At 72.1% G+C, this 24,038-nt stretch carries 25 protein-coding genes and 2 pseudogenes; 15 read left to right on the forward strand and 12 right to left on the reverse strand.

Annotated features, from left to right (window positions below):
- Positions 1-9: 9 nt before the first annotated feature.
- The 3 genes from ACWC09_RS00660 to ACWC09_RS00670 all read right to left on the reverse strand — a co-directional run bounded on the left by ACWC09_RS00660 (position 10) and on the right by ACWC09_RS00670 (position 2,303).
- Positions 10-627: a hypothetical protein gene (locus ACWC09_RS00660; RefSeq protein ID WP_450847080.1), complete on the reverse strand. Its 618-nt coding sequence runs from the start codon at positions 625-627 to the stop codon at positions 10-12.
- A gap of 159 nt (positions 628-786) precedes the next feature.
- Entirely contained in the window at positions 787-1,632 is an 846-nt protein-coding gene (locus ACWC09_RS00665; RefSeq protein ID WP_450847082.1) for a universal stress protein, read from the reverse strand.
- Positions 1,633-1,856: 224 nt separating this feature from the next.
- Positions 1,857-2,303 carry a pyridoxamine 5'-phosphate oxidase family protein gene (locus ACWC09_RS00670; RefSeq protein WP_450847084.1) on the reverse strand — a complete coding sequence of 149 codons (447 nt, stop codon included), beginning with the start codon at positions 2,301-2,303 and terminating at the stop codon, positions 1,857-1,859.
- 495 nt (positions 2,304-2,798) lie between these two features.
- On the opposite strand from ACWC09_RS00670, the gene ACWC09_RS00675 reads away from it, so the two are divergent.
- From ACWC09_RS00675 to ACWC09_RS00700, 6 genes and pseudogenes are all read left to right on the forward strand, one after another.
- Positions 2,799-3,176 carry an STAS domain-containing protein gene (locus tag ACWC09_RS00675; protein WP_450847086.1) on the forward strand — a complete coding sequence of 126 codons (378 nt, stop codon included), beginning with the start codon at positions 2,799-2,801 and terminating at the stop codon, positions 3,174-3,176.
- Positions 3,177-3,324: 148 nt separating this feature from the next.
- Positions 3,325-3,900, forward strand: coding sequence for an Rv1733c family protein (locus ACWC09_RS00680; protein ID WP_450847087.1), 576 nt, complete (start codon positions 3,325-3,327; stop codon positions 3,898-3,900).
- Between the two features lie 472 nt (positions 3,901-4,372).
- Positions 4,373-5,365 (forward strand): dihydroxyacetone kinase subunit DhaK, encoded by a 993-nt coding sequence (dhaK, locus tag ACWC09_RS00685; RefSeq protein ID WP_450847089.1) that lies wholly within the window; start codon positions 4,373-4,375, stop codon positions 5,363-5,365.
- Positions 5,366-5,408: 43 nt separating this feature from the next.
- Complete coding sequence (gene dhaL, locus ACWC09_RS00690) at positions 5,409-6,008, forward strand: dihydroxyacetone kinase subunit DhaL (protein ID WP_450847090.1); 600 nt, start codon at positions 5,409-5,411, stop codon at positions 6,006-6,008.
- Positions 6,001-6,411: a PTS-dependent dihydroxyacetone kinase phosphotransferase subunit DhaM gene (locus ACWC09_RS00695; RefSeq protein ID WP_450847092.1), complete on the forward strand. Its 411-nt coding sequence runs from the start codon at positions 6,001-6,003 to the stop codon at positions 6,409-6,411. Before dhaL ends, ACWC09_RS00695 begins: the two co-directional genes overlap by 8 nt.
- Positions 6,412-6,446: 35 nt before the next feature.
- Positions 6,447-6,638, forward strand: a pseudogene (locus ACWC09_RS00700) (SDR family oxidoreductase); the annotation flags it as partial.
- 6 nt (positions 6,639-6,644) lie between these two features.
- Here ACWC09_RS00700 and ACWC09_RS00705 read toward each other — a convergent pair.
- Entirely contained in the window at positions 6,645-7,340 is a 696-nt protein-coding gene (locus ACWC09_RS00705; RefSeq protein ID WP_450847439.1) for a glycoside hydrolase family 75 protein, read from the reverse strand.
- Positions 7,341-7,698: 358 nt separating this feature from the next.
- Between ACWC09_RS00705 and ACWC09_RS00710 the strand changes: the two are divergent.
- Positions 7,699-8,001, forward strand: a pseudogene (locus ACWC09_RS00710) (fibronectin type III domain-containing protein); the annotation flags it as partial.
- A gap of 169 nt (positions 8,002-8,170) precedes the next feature.
- Positions 8,171-8,722: a hypothetical protein gene (locus tag ACWC09_RS00715; protein WP_450847094.1), complete on the forward strand. Its 552-nt coding sequence runs from the start codon at positions 8,171-8,173 to the stop codon at positions 8,720-8,722.
- A 3-nt stretch (positions 8,723-8,725) separates the two neighbouring features.
- Here ACWC09_RS00715 and ACWC09_RS00720 read toward each other — a convergent pair whose 3' ends face one another.
- From ACWC09_RS00720 to ACWC09_RS00735, 4 genes are all read right to left on the reverse strand, one after another.
- A complete protein-coding gene (locus ACWC09_RS00720) occupies positions 8,726-9,277 on the reverse strand; it encodes a PadR family transcriptional regulator (RefSeq protein ID WP_450847096.1) in 552 nt (183 codons plus the stop codon).
- 22 nt (positions 9,278-9,299) lie between these two features.
- The gene (locus ACWC09_RS00725; protein ID WP_450847098.1) at positions 9,300-11,315 is read right to left on the reverse strand and encodes an FAD-dependent oxidoreductase; all 2,016 of its coding nucleotides are present in this window, start codon (positions 11,313-11,315) and stop codon (positions 9,300-9,302) included.
- An 82-nt stretch (positions 11,316-11,397) separates the two neighbouring features.
- Positions 11,398-11,766: a hypothetical protein gene (locus tag ACWC09_RS00730; protein WP_450847100.1), complete on the reverse strand. Its 369-nt coding sequence runs from the start codon at positions 11,764-11,766 to the stop codon at positions 11,398-11,400.
- Positions 11,767-11,869: 103 nt separating this feature from the next.
- Positions 11,870-12,745, reverse strand: a complete 876-nt coding sequence (locus ACWC09_RS00735) for a hypothetical protein (protein WP_450847101.1) — start codon at positions 12,743-12,745, stop codon at positions 11,870-11,872.
- 274 nt (positions 12,746-13,019) lie between these two features.
- On the opposite strand from ACWC09_RS00735, the gene ACWC09_RS00740 reads away from it, so the two are divergent.
- Both ACWC09_RS00740 and ACWC09_RS00745 read left to right on the forward strand, forming a co-directional pair.
- The gene (locus ACWC09_RS00740; RefSeq protein ID WP_450847103.1) at positions 13,020-15,086 is read left to right on the forward strand and encodes a SpoIIE family protein phosphatase; all 2,067 of its coding nucleotides are present in this window, start codon (positions 13,020-13,022) and stop codon (positions 15,084-15,086) included.
- 136 nt (positions 15,087-15,222) lie between these two features.
- Positions 15,223-15,963 (forward strand): hypothetical protein, encoded by a 741-nt coding sequence (locus ACWC09_RS00745; RefSeq protein ID WP_450847105.1) that lies wholly within the window; start codon positions 15,223-15,225, stop codon positions 15,961-15,963.
- 12 nt (positions 15,964-15,975) lie between these two features.
- On the opposite strand, the gene ACWC09_RS00750 is transcribed toward ACWC09_RS00745, so the two are convergent.
- Positions 15,976-16,767 (reverse strand): putative protein N(5)-glutamine methyltransferase, encoded by a 792-nt coding sequence (locus tag ACWC09_RS00750; RefSeq protein ID WP_450847107.1) that lies wholly within the window; start codon positions 16,765-16,767, stop codon positions 15,976-15,978.
- 386 nt (positions 16,768-17,153) lie between these two features.
- Here ACWC09_RS00750 and ACWC09_RS00755 point away from each other — a divergent pair, with 386 nt between their 5' ends.
- The gene (locus ACWC09_RS00755) at positions 17,154-17,546 is read left to right on the forward strand and encodes a MarR family winged helix-turn-helix transcriptional regulator (protein ID WP_450847441.1); all 393 of its coding nucleotides are present in this window, start codon (positions 17,154-17,156) and stop codon (positions 17,544-17,546) included.
- Here the strand turns inward: ACWC09_RS00755 and ACWC09_RS00760 are convergent.
- Both ACWC09_RS00760 and ACWC09_RS00765 read right to left on the reverse strand, forming a co-directional pair.
- Positions 17,543-18,253 (reverse strand): GNAT family N-acetyltransferase, encoded by a 711-nt coding sequence (locus ACWC09_RS00760; protein WP_450847109.1) that lies wholly within the window; start codon positions 18,251-18,253, stop codon positions 17,543-17,545. The two genes, ACWC09_RS00755 and ACWC09_RS00760, sit on opposite strands and share 4 nt — an antisense overlap.
- On the reverse strand, positions 18,250-19,164 hold the full coding sequence (locus ACWC09_RS00765) for an NADP-dependent oxidoreductase (RefSeq protein WP_450847111.1): 915 nt from the start codon (positions 19,162-19,164) through the stop codon (positions 18,250-18,252). Before ACWC09_RS00765 ends, ACWC09_RS00760 begins: the two co-directional genes overlap by 4 nt.
- 152 nt (positions 19,165-19,316) lie before the next feature.
- Here ACWC09_RS00765 and ACWC09_RS00770 point away from each other — a divergent pair, with 152 nt between their 5' ends.
- The 3 genes from ACWC09_RS00770 (at position 19,317) to ACWC09_RS00780 (ending at position 21,424) form a co-directional block, all read left to right on the forward strand.
- Positions 19,317-19,922: a sulfite oxidase-like oxidoreductase gene (locus ACWC09_RS00770; RefSeq protein WP_450847113.1), complete on the forward strand. Its 606-nt coding sequence runs from the start codon at positions 19,317-19,319 to the stop codon at positions 19,920-19,922.
- A complete protein-coding gene (locus ACWC09_RS00775) occupies positions 19,915-20,670 on the forward strand; it encodes a ferredoxin reductase (protein ID WP_450847115.1) in 756 nt (251 codons plus the stop codon). The genes ACWC09_RS00770 and ACWC09_RS00775 overlap by 8 nt, the downstream gene beginning before the upstream one ends.
- A gap of 160 nt (positions 20,671-20,830) precedes the next feature.
- Positions 20,831-21,424 (forward strand): Rv1733c family protein, encoded by a 594-nt coding sequence (locus tag ACWC09_RS00780; protein WP_450847117.1) that lies wholly within the window; start codon positions 20,831-20,833, stop codon positions 21,422-21,424.
- Positions 21,425-21,585: 161 nt separating this feature from the next.
- On the opposite strand, the gene ACWC09_RS00785 is transcribed toward ACWC09_RS00780, so the two are convergent.
- Complete coding sequence (locus tag ACWC09_RS00785) at positions 21,586-22,944, reverse strand: 8-oxoguanine deaminase (protein WP_450847119.1); 1,359 nt, start codon at positions 22,942-22,944, stop codon at positions 21,586-21,588.
- A gap of 113 nt (positions 22,945-23,057) precedes the next feature.
- On the opposite strand from ACWC09_RS00785, the gene ACWC09_RS00790 reads away from it, so the two are divergent.
- Entirely contained in the window at positions 23,058-24,026 is a 969-nt protein-coding gene (locus ACWC09_RS00790; RefSeq protein ID WP_450847121.1) for an acetylxylan esterase, read from the forward strand.
- Positions 24,027-24,038: the final 12 nt, after the last annotated feature.

The following is a 24,038-nucleotide window of genomic DNA, read 5'->3' on the forward strand; positions in this document are numbered from 1 at the left end:
ACCGAGCGGTCAGAGCAGCCAGCGGTTACGGCTGACGAAGGGCAGCCGTGCCCACACCTTGCCCAGGCCCCAGGTGGCGCCGGCGCCCACGACCGCCAGGGCGATCAGCACGACGGCGTAGATGAGGTGGTAGTCGACGAACGGGTTGGTCGACATGCTCGCGGACCCGTCCGACAGGTGCTTGGCCGGAGGCCACTCGGCGATCCACATCAGCGCCATCATCGCCGTGCCCGCCACGGCGGCCAGGCGCAGCGCGACGCCGGAGACCAGCGCGAGGCCGATACCCAGCAGCCCGAGCATGAAGAGCCAGTCGGCCCAGCCGGCGCCGGCCCAGTCGTGGAAGGTCGACTCCATCGGGCCGGCCGCCACCGAGCTCAGGAAGCCCTTGGTGGGCGAGCCGCCGTCGATCCAGCCCTTGCCGGACGGCGTGGCGTAGCCGAAGCCGAAGGTCTTGTCGAGGAACGCCCACAGGAAGACGAACCCGGTCAGCAGACGCAGCCCGGCGAGAACGTGCGCGCCGGCCACCGTCGCCGTCGCGGTGTCCGTGGCCCGCGGGGCCGCCGTGGCCTTGCGCAGGGACGGGAAGTGGAATCCCGAATGACGTTGCGGGTGGTCGTGCACTGCCATGATCTTCATCCCCTCCGAGGAGTGTCGCGCGGACTGTCCGAATCCGCGTCGCGTCTGCAATGTCTCGCTCCGGCGACGGTCGTCGCAGGGGCTGCAGGGCCCGGCCACGGGTCCGAACGTCCCCGTCGGCGGGACCGGTCGGTGCCCGCCGACGGCGCGTCACGACTCCGTGGGAACCAGCACCACGGGGCAGTGCGAGTGATGCAGCAGGGTGTGCGCGACCGAGCCCAGGTGCGGGCCGAGCCGGCCGGTGCGGCGGTGTGCGCCGATCACCACGACGGATGCCTCCTCGGAGGCCTCCAGCAGGGCGTGGGCAGGGCCGGTGCGCACCGTGCGGGCATCGACGCCCACCCTGGGGTGTTGCGCCTGAAGGTGCGCGAGGCTGAAGCGGGGCACCGCCTCCTCCGACCGTTCGTGCTGCGCCAGGCTCTTCTGACCGGGGCTGGTCGCGGGGACCAGCGAGGGCAGTTCGGGGGTGATGTGCCGGTGGTCCCAGGAGTGCAGGACGCGCAGCCACACGCCGCGCCGCTCGGCCTCCTCGAAGGCGTAGACGGCCGCGTCCGCGTCCGTGTCGCCCTGCAGTCCGAGCAGTACCTCGCGCCCGGCGTCGAGGGCGGCATCCCAGGGGTGGTCGCCACGGACCACCATCAGCGGCCCATGAACGTGCGCGGCCAGCCGCAGGCTCACCGAGCCGAGCAGTGTGCCGCCGATCCCGCCGAAGCCGCGCGTGCCCACGACGGTGAGGGCGGCGCCCTCGCTCTCGTCGGTCAACGCCCGTACGGCGCCGCTCTGGACGGCCCTGGTCACCACCCGTAGACCGGGGCGCCGGGCCTGGACGCGGGCGACGGCCGACGCCAGGATCGGCCCCGCCTCGTCGCTGTCGGGAACCGCGTAGACGACGCGCAGTTCGGCATCGCGCCGTGCGGCCTCGTCCGCGGCCCGGTCCAGGGCTCGTATCGCGTGCAGTGAGCCGTCGACCCCGACGACCACGTGTGGGAGTGTCATGTCCCGTTTCCCTTCTGTGCCGTGCTCTTGTCGTGCGGCGGGAAGTGGCCGCCGGGACGGGGCGCCGCGCCGTCGGGCGGCTCGCCGGATCCCACTACGGCTCCGAGCACGATGCTCGTCCCGCGTGGGCGGCGGGGGCAGGGTCCGCGAGAACCCGGCAGGGCGCCGTACGGCCCCCTGCCGTAGGGACCTACGGTCCGTCGGCAGGGGGCCGTCGCGTTCGGTCAGCCGGTGACCTTCAGGTCCACTCCGTACAGGGTGCGTCCGGGGATCAGTTCGCGGCCGGTCACCAGCTCCGGCTCGATGCGTACGAAGACCTCCTTCGGCGAGGGCGCCCAGGAGCGGGGGCCGGTGCGGGCCAGCCGCTCGTGTTCGGCGGCGTCGGTGATCACCGCGGCCGGGCCCGTGACGACCACGCTCCAGCCGGAGTGGGCCACCGCGTCGACCTCGTCGGCCTCGAAGGCCACCACGGCTCCGTCGATCGCGCGGACCAGCTCGGAGGCCGCCGCGGTGCGCAGCAGTACCGCGCCGTCCGCATCCAGGGCGAAGTTGACCGGGAGGACGGCCGGCAGGGCCTGGCGCGTGTGGACGATACGGCCGACGGGCGCCGTCGCCAGCAGACGCAGGCACTCCAGCCGTTCGAGTTCGCGGAATCCGTCGTTGGGATACATCAGCCAGTCGTCTTTCAGCCCGTCGTCTGCCGCCTGGGTGCGGCGGTCCGGAATATGAGTCCATCTTTCGTGCCGCGGCCCCTCGGCTTAAGGGCCATCGGTCCCGAGCCCGTCGGACAACGGCCCTTTCACGCGGTGATCCGGCGGCCGGTGCGGGCGAGCGGCATGACGGTCACGTCCTTGATCCACAGGTTCTCCGGGTGCAGGGGCGCGGGCGTGGCAAGCGGCCACCGGCTGATGCAGGACGATCCTTCTGTCCTCGGCCTCCCGGACCGGTGGCCGGAGCCGCCGCGAGCCGATGCGGCGCCGGCACTGCCCAGCAGGTCCGCCTTGTCCGGGGCGATGACCGGCCGCTTGGGCCGTCCGGTTCCAAGAACTCCCCGGACGGGTCCTTGCCTCCGGCAGGCCCGTCCGGCCCACCCCCGAAGAGGTCGACTGGACCGAACGGCCCTACCCTTCGCCCGGTAGGCCCGCTTGCCTTGGACCATGGCCGAAATGCACTTCATCCCCCCGCCGACGGTGCCCGTCGTGGCCGACAGGACCGTCGTCGCGTTGCGCGGGGAGATCGACCTGCTCAGCGTGGGGTCTGTGTCGGAACGGCTCGATCGACTGACCGCCGCACACCGCCCCGACCTGGTGCTGGACCTGCGCGAGGTGACCTTCATCGACTGCTCCGGACTCGGGCTGCTGTGCCGGGCACGCAACCGCGTCACGGCGCGGCACGGCCGGCTCCGCCTGGTCACGGACAGCCCCGGCTTCCTGAGGCTGCTGCGCCCACTGGGTCTGGTCGGCGTCTTCGAGATGTACGCCCGGCTGTCCGACGCCCTGGCAGGGGCGCCGGGGGCCGACGGACTGGCCGACGCGGTGGGCTGACCCCCGGGCCAGGTGGGCTCGAACGGCCCGCCCCAGCCAAGGGAGCATGGCCCCATCGGCCCCCCGACTGCGCCTGACCGGCCCATCCCTACGAGTCTCGCCCGGTGTCACGGTCTTGTCCGTGACCACGAGGAGGAGGAGCGGACCGATGAGCGGCAGGACCATGAAGAAGCTGCTGTGGCGGTGGCGGAACAACCCCCTGCGCCGCCACGACGACATCCTCGAGGCATGGACCGTCCTGGCCATGTGGGTGATCATCGCCGTGGGCGGCACGCTCGCCGGGCTGGTCACCGCCCACGCCGCCGACGACGTCCTCGCCCGGCAGCGCGCCGAACGGCAGCCTGCCCGGGCCGTCCTCCTCAGCGACCTCCCGAGCGCCACATCGGCCGGGGACTCGGCCGAGCGGGTCCCGGCGACCGTCCGCTGGACCACCTCCGACGGAACGGCCCACACCGGCCGGGCTCTCGTGCACGCCGGCCAGAAGGCGGGGAGCCGGGTCACGGTCTGGCTGGACGCGGAGGGCCGCCTCACCACCCAGCCGCCGAGCCGTGTGGAGGCAGGGTTCGAGGCGGGCCTGCTGGGCGCGGCGGCGACGCTGGCGACCGCCGGCACCGTGTTCGGCGGCGCGGCCGTCGTGCGCTGGCGGCTCGACCGACGGCGCGTCGACGCATGGGGCAGGGAGTGGGCCATGGTCGGACCGCGCTGGGGCCACAAGACCGGCTGATCTCCGAGGCCACCCGGCCCGCCACCCTCCGGTCGGCCCGCAGGACCGTCTCCGCCCGGCGCCGCCGAGGCGACAGGGCGGGACACGACCGGCGGCACCGGACCCCCACACCCGACCGGCCGGGCACGGTCACATCCGCGGCGGCGCAGCCCGGTGGGCGTGACGTCGAGGACGGGCCACCGCTCCGGCGTGCCGAGGCCGACCCACACGCAGGGGACGTCCGTGAGGATCCGCGGGACGTCGGCCTTGAGATACTGGGCGAGCAGAACAACACCAGCTGGTCGTGGATCCCGACCTGAGCCCCGGGCGTACGGCCGAGGCCACCGCGCCGATGCGGACCGGCCGGCCGGACCCGCCGTTCGGACGCACCGGCGAGGCCCGCACACGTGACCTTCGCCGTGTGAACGCCGATACTTCCGAGAGAGAGCTGCCGGGACTGCGGCTCAGCGGACACGCTTCCCCGGAGGTAGTCATGAAGATGCTCATCAACGTAGCTGAGACCGTGGTCGCGGACGCGCTGCGGGGCATGGCGGCCGCCCATCCCGAGCTGGCCGTGGACGTCGAGAACCGGGTGATCGTACGGCGGGACGCCCCCGTGGCCGGGAAGGTCGCCCTGATCTCCGGCGGCGGCTCCGGGCATGAGCCGCTGCACGGCGGATTCGTGGGCCCCGGGATGCTCTCGGCGGCCTGCCCGGGCGAGGTGTTCACCTCACCCGTGCCCGATCAGATGCTGCGCGCGGCCGCGGCCGTGAACAGTGGCGAGGGCGTGCTGTTCATCGTGAAGAACTACACCGGCGACGTGCTGAACTTCGACATGGCGGCGGAGCTCGCCGAGGACGAGGGCATCCAGGTCGCCAAGGTGCTGGTCAACGACGACGTGGCGGTCACCGACAGCCTCTACACGGCCGGGCGCCGCGGCACCGGTGCGACGCTGTTCGTGGAGAAGATCGCGGGCGCCGCCGCGGACGAGGGCCAGCCGCTGGAGCGGGTGGAGTCGATCGGGCGTCAGGTCAACGAGAACTCCCGGAGCTTCGGCGTCGCGCTGACCGCGTGCACCACTCCGGCCAAGGGCAGCCCGACCTTCGATCTGCCGCCCGGCGAGCTGGAGTTGGGCATCGGCATCCACGGTGAGCCCGGCCGCGAGCGGCGGGCCATGATGACCTCCGGCGAGATCGCGGACTTCGCGGTGAACGCGATCCTGGAGGACATGCCACCGCGCAATCCGGTGCTCGTCCTGGTCAACGGCATGGGCGCGACACCTCTGCTGGAGCTGTACGGGTTCAACGCCGAGGTGCAGCGGGTGCTCACCGAGCGCGGCGTGGCCGTGGCCCGCACCCTGGTCGGCAACTACGTCACCTCCCTGGACATGGCCGGCGCCTCGGTCACCCTGTGCCAGGTCGACGAGGAGCTGCTGAGGCTGTGGGACGCGCCGGTGAGGACGCCGGGGCTGCGCTGGGGTATGTGACATACCGCTGATCGGCAACGCACCTACCACGCAAGGAGATCCAGTGCTCGACGCCGACTTCTTCCGCCGTTGGATGACGGTCACCACCGCGTCCGTCGACCGTGAGGCGGAACGGCTCACCGCTCTCGACTCCCCCATCGGGGACGCCGATCACGGCAGCAATCTGCAGCGCGGATTCCGGGCGGTGGCCGCGACGCTGGAGAAGGAGGCGCCGCAGACTCCGGGTGCCGTCCTCACCCTCGCCGGACGCCAGTTGATCTCGACGGTCGGCGGTGCGTCGGGGCCCCTGTACGGGACGCTGCTGCGCCGGACCGGCAAGGCGCTCGGGGACGGAGCCGAGGTCAGCGAGTCGGAGTTCGCCGAGGCGCTGCGGGCCGGTGTGGACGCGGTCATGACGCTCGGCGGGGCCGCGCCGGGCGACAAGACCATGATCGACGCGCTGGTGCCGGCGGTGGACGCGCTGGCCGACGGCTTCGGCGCGGCGCGGACGGCGGCCGAGCAGGGTGCGCTGGCGACGACGCCGTTGCAGGCCCGCAAGGGCCGGGCCAGCTATCTGGGCGAGCGCAGCATCGGTCACCAGGACCCCGGCGCCACGTCGTCGGCACTGCTCGTCGCGGCGCTCGCGGAGGCGAACGGTGAGTGACGACAAGCTCGTGGGCATCGTGCTGGTGTCGCACAGCGCGGAAGTGGCCGCGTCCGTCGCCGAGTTGGCCAAGGGCCTGGCCGGCGGCGGTACGACGGTGCCGGTCGCCCCGGCGGGCGGCACGGAGGGCGGCGGCCTCGGCACGAGCGCGGAACTGATCGCGGCGGCGGCGGCCTCCGTGGACCGGGGCGCGGGCGTCGCCGTCCTCACCGACCTCGGCAGCGCGGTCCTCACGGTGAAGGCCCTGCTCGCCGAGGGCGACGAACTCCCGGAGAACACCCATCTGGTGGACGCCCCGTTCGTGGAGGGCGCCGTGGCCGCGGTGGTCACGGCGGCCACGGGCGCGGACCTCACGACGGTGGAGGCGGCGGCAGCGGAGGCTTACACGTACCGGAAGGTCTGAGAGGCCGGCTCGGCCGAGTCCTCGCGCGACTACCGGCGACCAACATCGTCGTGGACGCCGACCAGGCCGCCCACGGCCCGGCCGCGCTCGGCCCGCACTTCGTGAACGTGGGCCGTATCGCCCAGCCCGAGGAGCAGGCCGCCGCCATCGTGTTCCTCGCCTCGGACGCGGCGAGCAACATCAACGGCGTGGTGCCGGCCGTGGACGGCGGCTGGTCGGCGGTCTGACGCGCCCTACCTGCTGTTCACGAACAGCCGCGCCAGCCGCCGCCCGGTGGCGACGGCTGCGGCATGGTCCTCGATCGGCTTGGCCCGCGAGTTCCTGAAGACGATGTAGGTGACGCCGGAGGCCGTGCCGCCGCCGCGCGGGTCCGGGGTGATACCGAGGGCCTTGGCGGTGGCATAGGAGGCCTCGCCGATGACGTCGTGCGCGCCGACGTCGCCGACGACCGCGTACTGCACGCGGCCGCGGTAGACGACGGCGGCGACCGCACCGCCGTACACACCGTGGTCGCGATGGTTCCAGACGCGGCTGACGGCGGGCACGACGATGTACGGGAGTCGTTCCGCACTCAGGTACCGTCCGTCGGACTGCTGGTAGGCGGTGAGGGAGGAAAACTGCGGATCGGTACGGCGGTTGCAGCGCCGGCCGGGCCGTCCGTCGCAGTCGATGTCCAAGTCGGCCTTCCAGAAGACGGCGCCCCGGGTACCGCAGACCGGGATGTTCGCCGGCATGCCCTCGTCGCTGCGGTAGCGGCCGCGGGAGACCTGGACGCAGGCACGCACCTTGGACAGCAGGTCGGCGGCGCTCACATCACCTTCCCGCCAGGCCACCGGCTCCGCCGGGAGACGGCTGTGAGCTGTGGGAAGCGTGGTCGGGGCGAGCAGGGCGGCGCAGGCCGCGGCCAGGGGCAGCGACTGGACACGCACCATAGGGGAGCCTCTCCCGGGGGGACCTGACGGGCACTCGGCCCAATCTGGTGCCACCCGGCGGATGCGGCCACCGCAGAGGGGCCGGACGGTGTACGCCCCGAACTCCGAGCAGGGGCCGGGGACCTGAACCTGCGTCGGTTCCGGTCGCCCGACCACCCGCGCCCGGCGCGGGATCAGCGACGACAGCGGCCCGCGCCACCGGCATGAACTCCCGAGCCCTCATGGAGAGTTCGGCCGTGAGGAGCTTCAGCATACGTAACTCCCGAGGGCGGTCACCAACGCCCCGGGCACCGGGCACCCTCTTGATGCGACCGCAACGGTCACGCCATATCGGTCCGGACCATGGCCGCCGTAGCGTCCGGGTCGCGACACCGTCTCTCCGCCCGGTGCCACGGTCCGGCCGGCGACTCCCGGCTCAGACGACGGCCGGAACACCTCGCCCACCGATTTCCGCGCGACGACCCACCGCGCCGACGGGGCGTACTTCCTCGACCTCGTCCGGACCGTGCCGCGCGCGGACGGCGTGATCTCGGAGTACCGCATCCGCCTCGACGGGCAGGCGGCCACCTCACTCGTCATCGGCGCTCCGCGCGACCGGGCGAGGCTGACCGACGGCACCTGGGGCGGGTGGTCGGTGGAGCGGGTGGTGACGACCGGGTGGGCCGCGGTCATGGGCCGGACGATGGAATCCGTCACCTGCCCGGGGGCGGTCCGCATGCGCGGCGGCGTGTGGGCACGTTGGCTGCCTCTGAGGCAGCACGGGCGTTTCCCGACCCTCGGCGGCGCAAGGGATGTACCGCCAACCGTGCCGTCGGAGGGCAGTCCACATGCGTAACTCTCAGCTTCTGATCCGCTCCGGCCTGGCCGTGGCGGCCGCCGCCGCGCTGCCGGTCGCCCTGGCCGCCTCACCCGCCGCGGCGCTGGGCACCGGGATCTCGGTGAGCACCAGCGGGTCGACCGTCTCGGTGACCACGACCGTGTGCAACCAGACCGCCAGCAACGGCATGTGGGGCACCGCCTCGCTGCTCAACAGCAGCCAGGCGAACTTCGCGCAGGGCCGGCAGGTGGCGCTGTCGGGGACGACCAGCATCCAGACGGCGGCCTGGCAGGGCGTGAGCCCGGGCACGTACACGGTGATCGTCATGTGCGCGTTCAACAGCAGCACCGCGGGCACGCAGTCCGTCATCGTCTCGGCCGCCTCCGCGACCCCGACCATCTCGGCCACCTCCTCGCCCTCGCTCGGAGTCATGGGTGGTCTCGGCGGCGCGGTGCAGGACTACGGCCCGCTGACGATCGGGGTGGGCAGCGCGCTGGTCGGTGCGGGTGTCATCGCGACCGGCTGGTTCCTGCGCCGCCGCTCGCGGCCGTACCGGCTCTGACGCTCACTTCCCCTCGGCACCGGGCAGTTCGGCGAACTCCTCCAGTGCGTGCGTGAGCCACTGCGTCCAGAAGGTCTCCAGGTCGATCCCCGCCCGCAGCACGAGGTGCTGCAGGCGGCCCTGGGCACTGGTGGCGCCGGGCGGGAAGTCGCGCTTCTCGATCTCCTCGTACTCCGCCAACTGCCGCTGGTGCAGGGCGAGATGGCGGCGCAGGTCGGCTTCGATGCCCTCCGTCCCCACGACGGCCGCCGCGCGCATCCGCAGCAGCAGCGTGTCGCGGTGGGGCCTGGGGTCCTGGGAGGCGGCGGTCCACCGGGCCAGTTCGTCGCGGCCCGCGGGCAGGACCTCGTAGGCCTTCTTCTGTCCGCGGGCCGGCTGTTCGGTCGGCAGTGCCCGGATGTGCCCGTCGGCCTCCAGTTTTCCCAGCTCGCGATAGATCTGCTGATGGGTCGCCGACCAGAAGTAGCCGATCGACCTGTCGAACCGGCGGGTCAGCTCCAGCCCCGAGGACGGCTTCTCGAGCAGGGCGGTGAGGATCGCGTGCGGGAGGGACATGGGATCATCCTAGGGACGGCGCCTAGAGGGCGGCCGCGACCTCGGTGCCCTGCTTGATGGCCCGTTTGGCGTCCAGTTCGGCGGCCACGTCGGCGCCGCCGATCAGGTGCGCGCTGCGGCCGGCGGCGACCAGCTCCTCGTACAGGTCGCGGCGCGGCTCCTGGCCGGTGCAGAGCACGACGGTGTCGACGGGCAGCACGGTGCTCTCCTCACCGATGGTGACGTGGAGTCCGGCGTCGTCGATACGGTCGTAGCGCACACCCGGGACCATGGTGACGCCCCGGTGCTTGAGCTCGGTGCGGTGGATCCAGCCGGTGGTCTTGCCCAGCCCGGCGCCGACCTTGCTGGTCTTGCGCTGCAGCAGGTGGACGCTGCGCGTCGGAGCGGGCCGCACGGGGGCGGCGAGTCCGCCGGCGGCCGCGTAGTCCATGTCGACGCCCCACTGACGGAAGTACGTCTCCGGGTCCTCGTGCGCCTTGTCGCCGCCGTCGGTGAGGAACTCGGCGACGTCGAAGCCGATGCCGCCCGCGCCGAGGATGGCGACGCGGTCGCCGACGGGGACGTTGTCGCGCAGCACGTCGAGGTAGCCGACGACGCTCGGGTGGTCGACGCCGGGGATGTCGGGGGTGCGCGGGGTGACGCCGGTGGCGACGACGACCTCGTCGAAGGCCGCCAAGTCCCCTGCCTCGACGGGGGTGTTGAGGCGTACGTCCACGCCGTGCGCATCGAGCTGGTGGCGGAAGTAGCGCAGGGTCTCGTCGAACTCCTGCTTTCCGGGCACCTTTCGGGCGACGTTGAGCTGCCCGCCGATCTCGCTCGCGGCGTCGAAGAGGGTCACCTCGTGGCCGCGTTCGGCGGCCGACACGGCACAGGCGAGTCCGGCCGGTCCGGCGCCGACGACGGCGACGCGCTTGCGCAGCCGGGTCGGCGACAGCACCAGCTCCGTCTCGTGGCAGGCGCGCGGGTTGACCAGGCAGGAGGTGATCTTGAGGCTGAAGGTGTGGTCGAGGCAGGCCTGGTTGCAGCCGATGCAGGTGTTGATGGCGTCGGGCGTACCGGAGGCGGCCTTGGCGACGAAGTCGGGGTCGGCCAGCATCGGGCGGGCCATCGACACCATGTCCGCGTAGCCCTCGGCGAGCAACTCCTCGGCCAGCTCGGGGGTGTTGATGCGGTTGGTGGTGACGAGCGGAATCGACACCTCACCCATGAGCCGCTTGGTGACCCAGGTGTAGGCGCCGCGCGGTACCGAGGTGGCGATGGTGGGGATACGGGCCTCGTGCCAGCCGATACCGGTGTTGATGATGGTCGCCCCGGCCGCCTCGACGGCCTTGGCGAGCGTGATCACCTCGTCGAGCGTGGAGCCGCCGGGGACCAGGTCCAGCATGGACAGGCGGTAGACGATGATGAAGTCCTCACCGACCGCCTCGCGCACCCTCCGCACGATTTCGACGGGGAAGCGCATGCGGTTCTCGTACGGCCCGCCCCAGCGGTCGGTGCGCCGGTTGGTCTGCGCGGCGATGAACTCGTTGATGAGGTAGCCCTCGGAGCCCATGATCTCCACACCGTCGTAGCCGGCCTGGCGGGCGAGGCGGGCGGCGCGGGCGTAGTCGTCGATGGTCTGCTCGACCTCGTCGTCGGTGAGAGGGCGCGGCGGGAAGGGGCTGATCGGCGCCTGGAGGGGGCTGGGCGCGACCAGTTCCTGATGGTAGGCGTACCGGCCGAAGTGCAGGATCTGCATGGCGATACGACCGCCCGCCCGGTGGACCGCCTCGGTGATCACCGCGTGCTGCTCGGCCTCGGCGTCGGTGGTGAGCTTGGCTCCACCCTCGTACGGCCGCCCCGCCTCGTTGGGCGCGATGCCACCGGTGACGATCAGGCCCACTCCCCCGCGGGCCCGGGCCGCGTAGAACTCCGCCATCCGCTCGAACCCACGCTCGGCCTCCTCCAGACCGACGTGCATGGAGCCCATGAGGACGCGGTTGGGCAGCGTGGTGAAGCCCAGGTCGAGCGGGTTCAGCAGATGCGGGTAACGGCTCATGGGGTCCTCCGTGCACGGTGTGGTGCATCAGTTGTAGAGGACCGGCGAGCCATTGTGCAACTAGTTGCACAACCGCTGAACCTCAGCGGCTTTCGAGGATCACGTGCAGCTCCCGTTCCTGATCCCCCGAGGCCGAGGACAGGTCCCGCACCGTGAACAGCGGATCCAGGGTGGACCGAAGCCGCTCGATCGCCCAGTACCCGCCCTGCGCGTCCACCTCGACCGAGGACGACAGCCGACCCGGCGTCGGACACTCGTGCGCGTCGGTGACCTCGAACGTCCCCAGCCACACCATCGGCCGCGTCTCATGAAGCTGCTGCGGCACCTCCTCCGCACCCCGGTCGGACTCGAAGCAGGCACACAGCGCGTCGAAGACGATCCGCGCGTCCTCCTTGCTGCAGCCGCTGATCTCGAGGGAGACGGGTTCCTCGTGCGATCGCCGACGATCCATCGTGACGCTCCTCTCATGACGGTGGCGCGGCTCCACGGGTCCCCCGCGAACCGCGCCACATCCCCAGAAAAGCACCACTGCCGGACCGGGACCAGCGAGAGGCTCAGCTCTTCTTGAACCGGTACGTCTTGCTGTCCGTGAGCACACAGAACCCCGGCGAGACGACGATGACGCGCAGGGTGCCGTCACGCCGGTCGTAGTCGATGCCCTCGACCTCGAAGGTGCCGGAGCAGCCGCTCCGCAACGGGAGCTGCTGCAGCGCGGTGACATGACCCGTGACGTTCGACGTGCCGTTCACCGCGGCGGACAGGTCGACCTGGAGCAGCGGCTTGGTGATGCCGAAGAGCGCGCCCGCCGGGTCGTCCGAGGAGCACAGCAGCTGCGTGGCGCTCACGAAGTCGCAGCCCTGTACGTCACGGACGGCGTGGTCGAGGTTGACGGTGGCGACCTGCGGCAGGTTCACCGAGGGTGAGGTGCTCGCGTTGACACCGGGCGTCGGGAAGACCAGGAAGCGGCTCATGGTGCCGTACTCGCCGGACAGCATCCACTGCCCGTCGGGCGAGATCGCGACCCAGGAGTTGTTCAGGGCCTCACCGGAACCGAGGGTGTGGGTGTACTCGGACCAGGTGCCGTCCGGCGCCTGCACCCGGTACATCTTCGTGGTGCCCGAGTCGGCCTGGTACGGCTCGACGTAGTAGCCGGTGTAGGACGCGTCGGGGTCGCCGACATGGTTCCACCCACGGCTGGAGACGGAGACGGGGATGGTGCCGATGCCGGTGTAGTGGTTGGGGCTGCCGGCCGGGACCTCCACCGAGGTCAGACCCTGGCTCTCGGTCAGCGGGTCGGCGCGGTCCGAACCCTGCTCGGTCCAGGTGTCGGCGGCCGACGCGGGCGGGGCGGCCGACAGGACGGCGGCGGTGGCGAGGACGAGGGCCGCGGTCAGGGCCGCGTGACAACGTTGCCGGGCGCGCAGGGGCATGGAAGGGCTCCTCCGAGGGGCGGGGGGTGTGTCCGGCGGACAGTCTGGCCCGCCGAGGTGGTCATGTACAGACCAAATCGGTAACGGGGGCTTTCGGCTCGGCGACGCTCCGTGCCGGGTAGTGTCGACACCGCCGCGGGGGACGGCCGCGCCGTGTTGAGGGATCGTGGAGGTGGGCGACGGAGGCGTCACAGGGACGGTTGAGCGCGGTAGAACAAGGGGAGTCGGCACGGGGGACGGCGTGCCGCGCGAACGGGTGAAGGCGGTGCGTGGAATGGGTGCACCTGGGTTTCCGGTGACCGAGGGCCAGGAGTCGGTGCGGCCGGGCGGGCTGCTCGACGTCCTGGGCGTGGCCTCGGTCGTGCTGGACGCCGAGGGACGCATCGTGCTGTGGAGCCCGCAGGCCGAGGAGCTGTTCGGCTACCCCGCACAGGAGGCGCTCGGCCAGTACGCGGCCCGGATCATGGTGCACGAACAGCATCTGGACCTGGTCGTCAAGCTCTTCGCCGACGTCATGATGACCGGCCAGAGCTGGGCCGGCGCCTTCCCCATCCGGCGCAAGGACGGCACCGCCCGCCTGGTGGAGTTCCGCAACATGCGCCTGCTGGACGACCACGGCGACGTCTACGCCCTGGGCCTGTGCGCCGACCGGTCGACAGTACGGCGGCTTGAGCGGGACGTGGCGCTGTCCACGAGTGTGATCGCGCAGTCCCCCATCGGTCTGGCCGTCCTGGACACCGATCTGCGGTACGTGACGGTCAACCCGGCGCTGGAGCGGCTCAACGGCATTCCGGCCGAGGACCACATCGGCCGGCGTATATGCGATGTCCTGCCGCATCTCGACACCGACGCCATCGAGGCGGCCGCGCGCGGGGTGCTGGAGACCGGCCGCCCGCTCGTCGACCAGCTCACGATCGGCCGCACGCCCGCCGATCCGGCCGAGGAGCACGCCTGGGTGATCTCGCTGTACCGCCTCGAGGACACCGCGGGGACCGTGCTGGGCGTGGCCGGGTCGGTCGTGGACATCACCGAGCAGCACCGGGCAGGCGTCGAGGCGGAGGCTGCGCGGCGCCGGCTGGCGCTCATCGCGGACGCCTCGGCCCGGATCGGCACGACCCTCGAACTGGACCGTACGGCACGGGAGTTGGCCGACGTGGCGGTGCCGGAGCTCGCCGACGTGGCCGCCGTGGACCTGCTGGAAGCGGTGGTCGAGGGCAGGCGCAGCAGCCTGGGGCCCGCCGAGCCGGCGGTGATACGGGCGCTGGCCGTGCAGGCCGAGGACGCCCCGGAGGCGCTGCGGGCGGCCGACCAGCCCGGGCAGGTCGCGCGGTACGGCCCCGACCGGCTGGTCACCGAGTGCGTGCGGACGGGCCTGCCGGTCATGGTGGCTCAGGTCGAGGAGGCCGATCTGCCGCGCATCGGCCGCTCCGCCGAGGCCGCGGAGCTGCTGGCGCAGGCAGGCGTCCACTCGTACCTGGCCGTGCCGCTGATCGCACGCGGCGAAGTGCTCGGCGCCCTGGATCTCAAGCGCACGCGCAACCCGCTGCCGTTCACCGAGGACGATCTGCTGCTCGCCCGTGAGCTGGCGTCCCGTGCGGCCGTGCAGATCGACAACGCCCGCTGGTACCAGAACGCCCGCGACACCGCCCTCACCCTCCAGCGCAGTCTGCTGCCCAGCCACCCGCCGGTGACCGGCGGCCTGGAGGTGGCCTCCCGCTACCAGCCGGCGGGCGCGACCACCGAGGTCGGCGGCGACTGGTTCGACGTGATCCCCCTGGAGGGCGGCAAGACGGCGCTGGTGGTGGGCGACGTGATGGGCAGCGGCATCTCAGCCGCGGCCACCATGGGCCGTCTCCGTACCGCCACGAACACCCTCGCCTCCCTGGACCTCGATCCGGCCCGCCTCCTGGAGCACCTCGACCGGATCACGGAGGGCCTGGACCACTCCATCGCGACCTGTGTCTACGCCGTCCACGACCCGGAGCTGCGCCAGTGCCGGATCGCCAACGCCGGCCACCTGCCGCCCGCCAGGCTGCGTGAGGGTCATCCCCCGGAGTTCCTCGAACTGCCCACCGGCGTACCCCTCGGCGTCGGCGGCGTCGCCTTCTCCACCACCACGGTCGACCTGGAACCCGGCGACCGGCTCGTGTTCTACACCGACGGCCTGGTCGAGACCCGACAGCACCCTCTCGATGAGCGCCTGGAAGCGTTGCTGTCCCTGCTGGAAGGCCCCGACCGCCCCCTGGAAGAGGTCTGCGACCTTCTGCTGCGCACGCTGCACCAGCCGGACAACTCCGACGACGTGGCGCTTCTCATCGCCCGTGTGCAGAAGCCCGGCTGATCGTCGGCGCCGGCCGGCCCCGTACGCCCCGCTTTCACAGGTATTGATTACCTCGTCCTTATCGCGTTCCTCGGACAATCACAGCAAGGCATGGCATGGGGATGCCGTGTGCCGTGGCCGATGGGAGCGAGCCGTGATGCACGAACCGCACCAGGAATCCGCCGCCGGGGGCGAGCCGCCCGACCGGCACGCCGAGACGACGCCGGACTGGGAAGTGATGACGGGCCCGGGCGGGCCGGAGCCCGCCGGAGAGCCGGCCTGGGACCGGGTGTGGCGGCGCCGCTCCGGCCGCGCACGGACGGTGATCGCCGCGTCGACGGTCGCCGTGCTGGCGCTCGGCGGCACCGTCGCCTACGCCGCGACCTCGGGCTCTTCCCGTACGGGCGCCACACCCTCCGTGTCCGGGTCCGCGTCCCCGTCACCGAGCGGGCCCGGTGAGCGGCACGGCGGTGGCCGCTGGTTCGATTTCGGCGGCATGGGCGTGCACGGCGAGGCGACCGTCAAGGACCAGGACACCGGCAAGTGGGTCGTACGGGTCTGGCAGCGCGGCACCGTCGAGAAGATCGACGGCGACCACGTCACCGTGAAGAGCGAGGACGGCGCCGAGTGGACATGGACGGTCGACTCGAACTCCACCGTCCTGCACGACGGCACCAAGGGCTCCGGCACGGGCGATCTGAAGAAGGACGAGACCGCCCTGCTCGTGGGCACCCGTGCCGGCGACGGCACCAGGACGGCGACGCGCGTGCTCTCCGGGGATCTGGCGGACAAGGGACCGGGCGGCGAATGGCGCGGGAGGTTCCCGGGCCACGGTCCCATGGACTGGCGCATGCCCGCCCCCTCGGCGAGCCCGTCGGGCAGCGGCGCGACGACATGACGGTGCCGACCGCTACGTCCTGACGCCGATCACGACGTTGGCGTAGAGGTCGTCGTCCGTGGCCAGACGTGTCGTCAGCCCCTGACCGGCGAAGGCCTCCACGGCCAGCGCGGCCTGCCGTTCGCTCGTCTCGACCAGGACGCAACCACCGGGGGCGAGCCAGCGCGGTGCCTCGGCGGCGACCCGGCGCAGGACGTCGAGGCCGTCAAAGCCGCCGTCGAGCGCGACCAGTGGCTCGTGGTCGCGTGCCTCCGGGGGCAGGAGCCCGACCTCGTCGGTGGGGACGTACGGCACATTGGCCGCGAGGATGTCGATCCGGCCGCGCAGTTCCTCGGGCAGCGCCTCGAACAGGTCGCCCTGGTGGACGTGGCCGCCGACGCCGGTGACGTTGCGGTGGGCGCAGCGCACGGCGGCCGGGTCGATGTCGGCGGCGTGCAGTTCGACGCCGCCGAGCGCTGTCGCCAGGGCCGTGCCGACGGCGCCCGAGCCACAGCACAGGTCCACCACGACGGATGCCTGGGGAGCCTGGGCGAGAGCCTGCTCGACGAGGAACTCGGTACGGCGGCGGGGCACGAACACACCCGGTTCCACGGCGATCCGCAGACCGCGGAACTCGGCCCAGCCCAGGACGAGTTCGAGCGGCAGGCCACCCGCCCTGCGCTCGACGAGCGTGGCTAGCTCGTCCGGAGTGCCGGCGGCGGCCAGGATCAACCGGGCCTCGTCCTCGGCGAAGACGCAGCCCGCGGCGCGCAGAGCGGCCACGACGGAATCGGTGGGACCGGCGGAGAAGGAAGGTGAGGGCATGGAAGCCGAGAGCCTTTCGGTGAGTCGAAGGGCGCTCTCGTGATCGCCTACGGCCGACGACCCACGTCGACACGAGGAGAGAGCACCCGACCTGACACAGCGGTAATGGGACTCACCTCCTCGGTCACCGGCGGCCGGGACGATCCGCGGCCGGACCGCCACATTACACCGGCGACCAGACACCGGCGGTCTCCTCGATCTCCTCTTCCTCGGCCTCTTCCTCCTCGGCCTCTTCCTCGGCCTCCCAGGGCCCCGGCACGGCCCCAGCCGAGGGGTTATTGGTTGGCTTATACAACTCCCACTCAAGTTGTACTGTGCAACCAAGACGGGCGAGTGAGGGAGGACCCGTGGACGCGGACGAGGCCGTGGAGACGATCCAGCGCGAGATGACGGTCTTCGCCCGCCGCGCCCGTGCCTCGGCGGGGCGTATGCACCCCGAGCTCTCGCTGGTGTCGTACACCCTGCTCGGACACCTGGAGGAGAGCGGCGGCTGCCGGGCGACCGACCTGGCGGCCCACTACGCCCTGGACAAGTCCACGGTGAGCCGCCAGGTGACCGCGCTGGAGCGGGCGCGGCTCATCGAACGGCGCCTGGACCCGGACGACCACCGGGTACAGGTGCTGCACCTGACCGAGGCCGGCCGCCAGATCCTCGCCCAGGTGACCGACAGCCGCCGGGCCGCCTTCCGGGAGCGGCTGGCGGACTGGCCGGAGGAGGATCTGGAGCGGTTCGCCGCATACCTCGTCAGGTACAACGCCTGGGCCCGGCCCGAGGACTAGGAGGCCGCCAACTCCCGTGCGTCCGCGAGGTGTTCCGGGGCGCGAGCGGCCCCGAAGACGGTGCTGCGGCGGAGGGCGAAGCCGAGGGACTCGTACAGGCGGATGGCGTTGGTGTTGGCGGCACCGGTGTGCAGGAACGGGGTCTCACCGCGCTCCCGGATGCCGTGGGCGACGGCGAGGATCAGCCGGGTGGCAAGGCCCTCGCCGCGGAAGGCGGGGTCGGTGCAGACGGCGCTGATCTCGGTCCAGCCGGGCGGGTGCAGCCGCTCCCCCGCCATGGCTATCAGGGCGCCGTCGCGGCGTATGCCCAGATAGGTGCCCATCTCGATGGTGCGGGGCAGGAACGGGCCGGGCTGAGTCCGGCGCACCAGGTCGAGCATCTCCGGTACGTCGGCCGGGCCGAGGCGGAGGGCATCCGGCTCGGGCGCGGTGGCGACACCGTCGTCGACGAGCTGCACGCCCTCCATCTGGAAGGTGACCTCCCAGCCGTCGGGGATCTCGCCGTGGAAGCCGAGCAGCGGGACCTCGCCCCCGGGGCCCGCGAAGGCGGCGAGGTCGGCCCAGTCCCCGGCGTCCAGCTCGTCGGGCAGCGCGAGCCATGGCGAGACGTCGACCGGGTAGCGCAGCAACCGGCCGCGCCGCTCGGCGAAATGGGCGTGCGGGCCGGTCAGCGAGGCCAAAGCGGGGTTGTCCAGGACGTGGCTCATGCGGCGACCTCGATCACGATCTTGCCGCGGGCATGGCCCTCCTCGACGGCACGCAGCGCGTCACCGGCCCGCTCCAGCGGGAAGGTCTGCGTCACCTGGGGGTCCAGATCGCCCTTCACCACCAGGTCGGCAGCCTCCGTGAGGCGCTCGGAGGTGCGGACGCGGGCGACGCGCGAGCCGCCGAGCCTCTCCACGACCTCGGGCGGTGCCCCGGCCGTGATCAGCTTCGTCCGGTCGGTGAGCAGGGCCGCCGCCTCGGCCAGGACCTCGCCGCCCACCAGGTCGTACACGCCGTCGACGGCACCCGGCACGCGCTCGGTCCAGCCAGGCCCGGACGGGACGTGCACGGCCCCGAAGGCCTCCACGAAGTCCTTCTTGGCGTCGCTCGACACGCCCACGACACGCAGTCCCTCGGCCCTGGCGATCTGCACGGCCGCGACACCGACCCCACCGCCCGCGCCGGTGATCAGCACGGTCGCACCGGCCGGCAGAGCGAGCTGGCGGATGCCGTCGTACGCCGTCACGGCCGCGACGGGCAGGGTCGCCGCGTCGGTGAAGGACAGGCCCGCGGGCTTGTGCGCGATCAGGTCGACCGACAGCAGCGCGAACTCGGAGTACCCGCCGACAACAGGCCGCCCGAAGACCTCGTCCCCGACGGCGAAGCCCTCGACGCCCTCGCCGACTTCCTCCACGACGCCCGAGACCTCGTTGCCGAAGTAGGCGGGGAAGTGACGCTCACCGCTCTCGCCGGGGCGGCGGTAGCCGGTGCGCTGTTTCCAGTCGACGGGGTTCACGCCCGCGGCCCGGACCGCGATGAGGACCTGACCCGGACGGGGCACCGGCCGCTCCACCTCGACGAGCGCCTCGACCTCCGGTCCGCCGTACCGCGTGAAGACATACGCCTGCGGCATTGTTCCCACTCTCCTTCGCTCACGCCTGGCACCAGTCGGCAAGGAAGATCGGGGAGCTGCTATTCCCGGGGCGGCGGAGTGTTCATGCGGTCGCAATGATCGCCGCGCTGACCTGGGACGGAGCACGGGTGACGACAGCGTACGGTGGAACCATGAACGTCACCCGAGGCTTCACCGGGCGCCCCCGCGTCCACCATCCTGGCCTACCGCCCGGCCAGTACGACGCGGGCGACGACTGGCCCGTCCTCTCCGCCGAGGTCACGCCCGACCTGGCACCGGCCGACTGGACCTTCCGCGTCGACGGTCTGGTGGAGCGGCCGCTCACCTGGGACTGGGACGAGGCGCACGCGCTGCCGGAGTCGGCGTACGAGGGCGACATCCACTGCGTGACGAGCTGGTCGAAGTTCGGGGTGCGGTTCGGGGGTGTCTCGCTGGACGCCTTTCTCCATGTGGTGCGGCCCCATGTGTCGGCCACCCATGCCGTCGCCTATTCGCACACCGGGTACACCACGAATCTTCCGCTCTCGGATCTGACCGGTGGGCGGGCCTGGATCGCGTTCGCGTACGAGGGGAAGCCGCTCGCTCCCGAGCACGGCGGTCCGGCGCGGCTGCTGGTGCCGCACCTGTACTTCTGGAAGAGCGCCAAGTGGATCGCGGGCATCCGGCTCCTCGACCACGACGAGCCGGGCTTCTGGGAGCAGAACGGCTACCACGCACGGGGCAACCCGTGGGAGGAGCAGCGGTACTCCGGTGACTGAGACGTTCACTCCCCTGACCCGGTTCGCCGTGCCCGGCCGGATCGCGGTGAGCAACCGCGCGGCCGCGGCGTGGCAGACCGCCACACTCACCGAGGTCCGGCGCGAGACGCCGTACGCCTCGACCTTCCGGTTCGCGGCACCCGGCTGGGCGGGGCATCTGCCCGGCCAGCATCTGATGCTGCGGCTCACCGCCGAGGACGGCTATGTGGCCCAGCGCCACTACTCGATCGCGTCCGCGCCCGACGACGCCGGGCACATCGAGCTGACCCTGGACCATGTCGAGGGCGGCGAGGTCTCGGGCTGGTTCCACACAGTGGCCAAGCCCGGTGACGAGATCGAGGTGCGCGGCCCGCTGAGCGGCTTCTTCGTCTGGACCGGCGAACGGCCCGCACTGCTGATCGGCGCCGGCTCCGGCGTCGTACCGCTGATGTCGATGGTGCGCCACCACCGGGCACGGGGCCTGGATGTGCCGCTGCGGCTTCTGGTGTCCGCGCGCGGTCCTCAGGAGCTCATCTACGCGCGGGAGTACGGCGCGGAGACGACGCCCGTGTTCACGCGGAGCGCGCCCGAGGGGGTGCCGGTGGGCCGTATGGCGGCCGCACATGTGGCACCGCTCCTGTCCGAGCAGCCTCCCGGTGGGTGGGAGGCCTATGTGTGCGGTTCCAACGCCTTCGCCGAGCACGCCTCGCGCCTGCTGGTGGCGGCCGGCCAGCCGGTGGAGCGGATCCGGATCGAACGCTTCGGCTGACGCGCGGACTCCTCGCAGCCGGACGGCTTCGCGGTGAGCGATCTCCGCTCCGCCGGGTACCCGATTTTCACGGGCACTCGCGCACATAGGCGGTGCGGGGGGACAATACAGGCGAACACACACGGCCCCTCCGGCTCCGGTGACCGGCGAGGAGGTCGACATGCGAACCCGGGTGCGCGGCTGGCGCTGGCGGCGCAATCCACTACGGCGTCGGTCGGACGTCGTCGAGGCGTGGACGGCGGTTGTCGTCGCCCTGCTGCTGTTCGTGGGCGCCCCGTTGGTGGGGGCGCTCGTGGGGTGGTGGGCGCACGACGAGGCGCGGACCGCCGCGGCGTCGGCCCGAGCGGAGCGGCATCGTGTGCGGGTCGAGGTCGTCGGCAGGACGCCCGAGGCGCCGTCGGCGATGCAGGGCAGCCGCGAGCACTCGTACCGCGTGAGCGTGCGCTGGACCGATCCGGTCACGGGCCCGCACACCACCGAGGCCCGCGTCCCGGCGGGCACCCGGCACGGGGACACGGTCGACGTGTGGTTCGACCGGCACGACCGAAGCGTCCCTGCGCCGCCGGGCGAGACCCAGATCTGGCAGCACACCGTCACCATCGGCACATGTGCGGCGGGCGGCGCGGTGGCCGTGGTGCTGCTGGGCAACGCGGTCGTACGGCGCGTGGCCACGGGCCACCGACTCACCGAGTGGGAACAGGAGTGGACCCGCACCGAGCCACAGTGGACACGACGACAGGCGGGTGGGCCGTAGCACCTCGGCGTGGGCTGTCGGGCGGCAGAGGACTTGGCGCTGGACGGGAGAGCCGTGGCACCGAACGGCAGCGGACGCGAGAGCAGGGGCGGCGCTGCGTGGCACTGCAGGCGACGCCCGCCACGCGGGCCTTGGCGCCGGGCGGCAGGGGCGCGGTGGTGCTACGTCGCCTGCTGCATCTGCCGTGCGATCCGGCCGTGGTCTCGCAGGGCTTGGGGCAGCCCGGACAGCGACGGCTCGCCCCGGTCGACGAGGACCCGGCCGCCGACCACCGTCGTCCATGCGCGGGCCGGCCCGCAGCGCAGCCAGGCCTCGACCGGGTCGCTCAGCGCGCCCGCGAGAGCGACCTCGTGGAGGTCCCAGACGACCAGGTCGGCACAGGCGCCCGGCCGCAGATGCCCCAGTTCGTCGGCGCGGCCGAGGCAGCGGGCCGAGCCGCGGGTCGCGATGTCGAGGGCGTCGCGGGCGGTCATGGCGCCGGGGCCGCCGCGGTAGCGGCCCAGCAGCAGGGCGTTCCGTGTCTCCATCCAGAGGGAGGCGTGGTCCGTGGAGGCGGAGCCGTCGCAGCCGATGCCGACCGGCAGACCCAGCTCGCGCATCTCCTTCACCCGCGCGGTGCCGCCGCCGATGAGCATGTTGGAGCTGGGGCAGTGCGCCACGCCGACGCCGGCGGCCCCGAGGCGCCGCAGCTCGTCGTCGCTCGGATAGATGCAGTGGGCGACCCAGGTGCGGTCGCTCATCCAGCCGCAGTCCTCGAAGTACTCGACGGGTCGGCAGCCGTACGTCTCAAGGCAGTACGTGTCCTCGTCGTGGTCCTCGGCGAGATGCGTGTGCAGGCGTACGTCGTACCGCTCGGCGAGTTCGGCGCTCGCCGTCATCACCTCCTTGGTCACCGAGAACGGTGAGCACGGCGCGAGCGCGACCCGGATCAACGCGCCCGGCGTCGGATCGTGATGGGCCCTGATCAGCCGCTCGCTGTCGGCGAGCACCTCGTCGGTGGTCTGTGTGACGCTCCGCGGCGGCAGCCCGCCGTCCTCCACGGAACGGGTCATCGAACCGCGGGTCGCGTGGAAGCGGAAGCCGATGTCGCGGGCGGCGCGGATCTCGGCGTCGACGAGGTGCGGGCGGGGATGGACATAGAGGTGGTCGGAGGACGTGGTGCAGCCGCCCAAGAGCAGTTCCGCCATGCCGACGTACGCGGACACGTACGCGGCCTCCTCGTCGAGCGCGGCCCACAGGGGGTAGAGCGTGGTCAGCCAGTCGAAGAGGGTGCCGTTCACGGCGGGGGCGTAGGAGCGGGTGAGGTTCTGGTAGATGTGATGGTGCGTGTTGATCAGGCCCGGGGTGACCAGCCTCCCGGCCGCCGGGACGGTGCTCCGGGCCTCCGGTTCGCTCCCGCCCTCGCCCACGGCGGTGACCCGACCATTCGTCACGGCCACCCAGCCGCCGGGGATCTCCCTACCCCCGTCGACGACCAGCAGTCCGGCGTCCTTGACCAGCAGATCCACGGCTGACGACATGGCGGCATCGTAGACGGAACGGGCGGGAAAAACCTGGCGAGTCGTCCGACCACGCACATACGGTGTGATCACCCTCACCGTGCCTACTCATCGCTATCCGAAGGCGGTCCTACATGGCCCTGTTCGACCTCCCGCTCGACGAGCTCCGCGAGTACCGCAGCACGTCCACCGAGCCCGAGGACTTCGACGCGTTCTGGTCCAAGACCCTGCAGGAGGCCCGCGAGCACGACCTGGACGCCCGCTTCGAACCCGTCGACACGGGCCTGACGACGGTGCGGGTCCACGACGTGACGTTCGCCGGGTTCGGCGGGCACCCGGTGAAGGGCTGGCTGACGCTGCCGGCCGGGATCGAGGAACCGGTGCCGCTGGTCGTGGAGTTCATCGGCTACGGCGGTGGCCGCGGCCTTGCCCACGAGCATCTGCTGTGGGCCTCCACCGGCCGGGCGCACTTCGTGATGGACACGCGCGGCCAGGGCAGTGCCTGGGGCGGCGGTGGCGGCACCGCCGACCCGGTGGGCGGGGCGCCCGCCTTCCCCGGGTTCATGACCCGCGGCATCGACGCGCCCGAGAACTACTACTACCGGCGGGTCTTCACCGACGCGGTCCGCGCGGTCGAGGCGGCCCGCTCCCACCCGCTCACCGACGCCTCCCGCACGGTCACGCTCGGCGCGAGCCAGGGCGGCGGCATCACGATAGCCGTCGGCGGTCTGGTCCCGGACCTGGTGGCGATCGCCCCTGACGTCCCCTTCCTCTGCGACTATCCCCGCGCGACCACCATGACGGACCGTCACCCGTACCGCGAGATAGGCCTGTTCCTCAAGACCCACCGCGGCCGCACCGAGGACGCCCTGCGCACCCTCTCCTACTTCGACGGCGTCCACTTCGCCACCCGCGGCCGCGCCCCCGCCCTCTTCTCGGCGGCCCTGGAGGACCAGACCTGCCCGCCCTCGACCATCTTCGCGGCCTTCAACAACTGGGCCCACGAGGACAAGACGATCGAGGTATACGACTTCAACGATCATGAGGGCGGTGGGCCCTACCAGGAGGCGGCCAAGGTGAAATGGCTGCGGTCGCGCCTCTGACCTTCCCTCCAG

Source organism: Streptomyces sp. NPDC001617 (assembly GCF_053596855.1).

Excerpts from the sequence above, each read along its gene's own strand:
- ACWC09_RS00660 (WP_450847080.1), bottom strand. The coding sequence starts at position 627 with ATGGCAGTGCACGACCACCCGCAACGTCATTCGGGATTCCACTTCCCG.
- ACWC09_RS00665 (WP_450847082.1), bottom strand. The coding sequence starts at position 1,632 with ATGACACTCCCACACGTGGTCGTCGGGGTCGACGGCTCACTGCACGCG.
- ACWC09_RS00670 (WP_450847084.1), bottom strand. The coding sequence starts at position 2,303 with ATGTATCCCAACGACGGATTCCGCGAACTCGAACGGCTGGAGTGCCTG.
- ACWC09_RS00675 (WP_450847086.1), top strand. The coding sequence starts at position 2,799 with ATGCACTTCATCCCCCCGCCGACGGTGCCCGTCGTGGCCGACAGGACC.
- ACWC09_RS00680 (WP_450847087.1), top strand. The coding sequence starts at position 3,325 with ATGAGCGGCAGGACCATGAAGAAGCTGCTGTGGCGGTGGCGGAACAAC.
- dhaK (WP_450847089.1), top strand. The coding sequence starts at position 4,373 with ATGAAGATGCTCATCAACGTAGCTGAGACCGTGGTCGCGGACGCGCTG.
- ACWC09_RS00715 (WP_450847094.1), top strand. The coding sequence starts at position 8,171 with ATGCGTAACTCTCAGCTTCTGATCCGCTCCGGCCTGGCCGTGGCGGCC.
- ACWC09_RS00720 (WP_450847096.1), bottom strand. The coding sequence starts at position 9,277 with ATGTCCCTCCCGCACGCGATCCTCACCGCCCTGCTCGAGAAGCCGTCC.
- ACWC09_RS00725 (WP_450847098.1), bottom strand. The coding sequence starts at position 11,315 with ATGAGCCGTTACCCGCATCTGCTGAACCCGCTCGACCTGGGCTTCACC.
- ACWC09_RS00730 (WP_450847100.1), bottom strand. The coding sequence starts at position 11,766 with ATGGATCGTCGGCGATCGCACGAGGAACCCGTCTCCCTCGAGATCAGC.
- ACWC09_RS00735 (WP_450847101.1), bottom strand. The coding sequence starts at position 12,745 with ATGCCCCTGCGCGCCCGGCAACGTTGTCACGCGGCCCTGACCGCGGCC.
- ACWC09_RS00740 (WP_450847103.1), top strand. The coding sequence starts at position 13,020 with ATGGGTGCACCTGGGTTTCCGGTGACCGAGGGCCAGGAGTCGGTGCGG.
- ACWC09_RS00745 (WP_450847105.1), top strand. The coding sequence starts at position 15,223 with ATGCACGAACCGCACCAGGAATCCGCCGCCGGGGGCGAGCCGCCCGAC.
- ACWC09_RS00750 (WP_450847107.1), bottom strand. The coding sequence starts at position 16,767 with ATGCCCTCACCTTCCTTCTCCGCCGGTCCCACCGATTCCGTCGTGGCC.
- ACWC09_RS00755 (WP_450847441.1), top strand. The coding sequence starts at position 17,154 with ATGACGGTCTTCGCCCGCCGCGCCCGTGCCTCGGCGGGGCGTATGCAC.
- ACWC09_RS00760 (WP_450847109.1), bottom strand. The coding sequence starts at position 18,253 with ATGAGCCACGTCCTGGACAACCCCGCTTTGGCCTCGCTGACCGGCCCG.
- ACWC09_RS00765 (WP_450847111.1), bottom strand. The coding sequence starts at position 19,164 with ATGCCGCAGGCGTATGTCTTCACGCGGTACGGCGGACCGGAGGTCGAG.
- ACWC09_RS00770 (WP_450847113.1), top strand. The coding sequence starts at position 19,317 with ATGAACGTCACCCGAGGCTTCACCGGGCGCCCCCGCGTCCACCATCCT.
- ACWC09_RS00780 (WP_450847117.1), top strand. The coding sequence starts at position 20,831 with ATGCGAACCCGGGTGCGCGGCTGGCGCTGGCGGCGCAATCCACTACGG.
- ACWC09_RS00785 (WP_450847119.1), bottom strand. The coding sequence starts at position 22,944 with ATGTCGTCAGCCGTGGATCTGCTGGTCAAGGACGCCGGACTGCTGGTC.
- ACWC09_RS00790 (WP_450847121.1), top strand. The coding sequence starts at position 23,058 with ATGGCCCTGTTCGACCTCCCGCTCGACGAGCTCCGCGAGTACCGCAGC.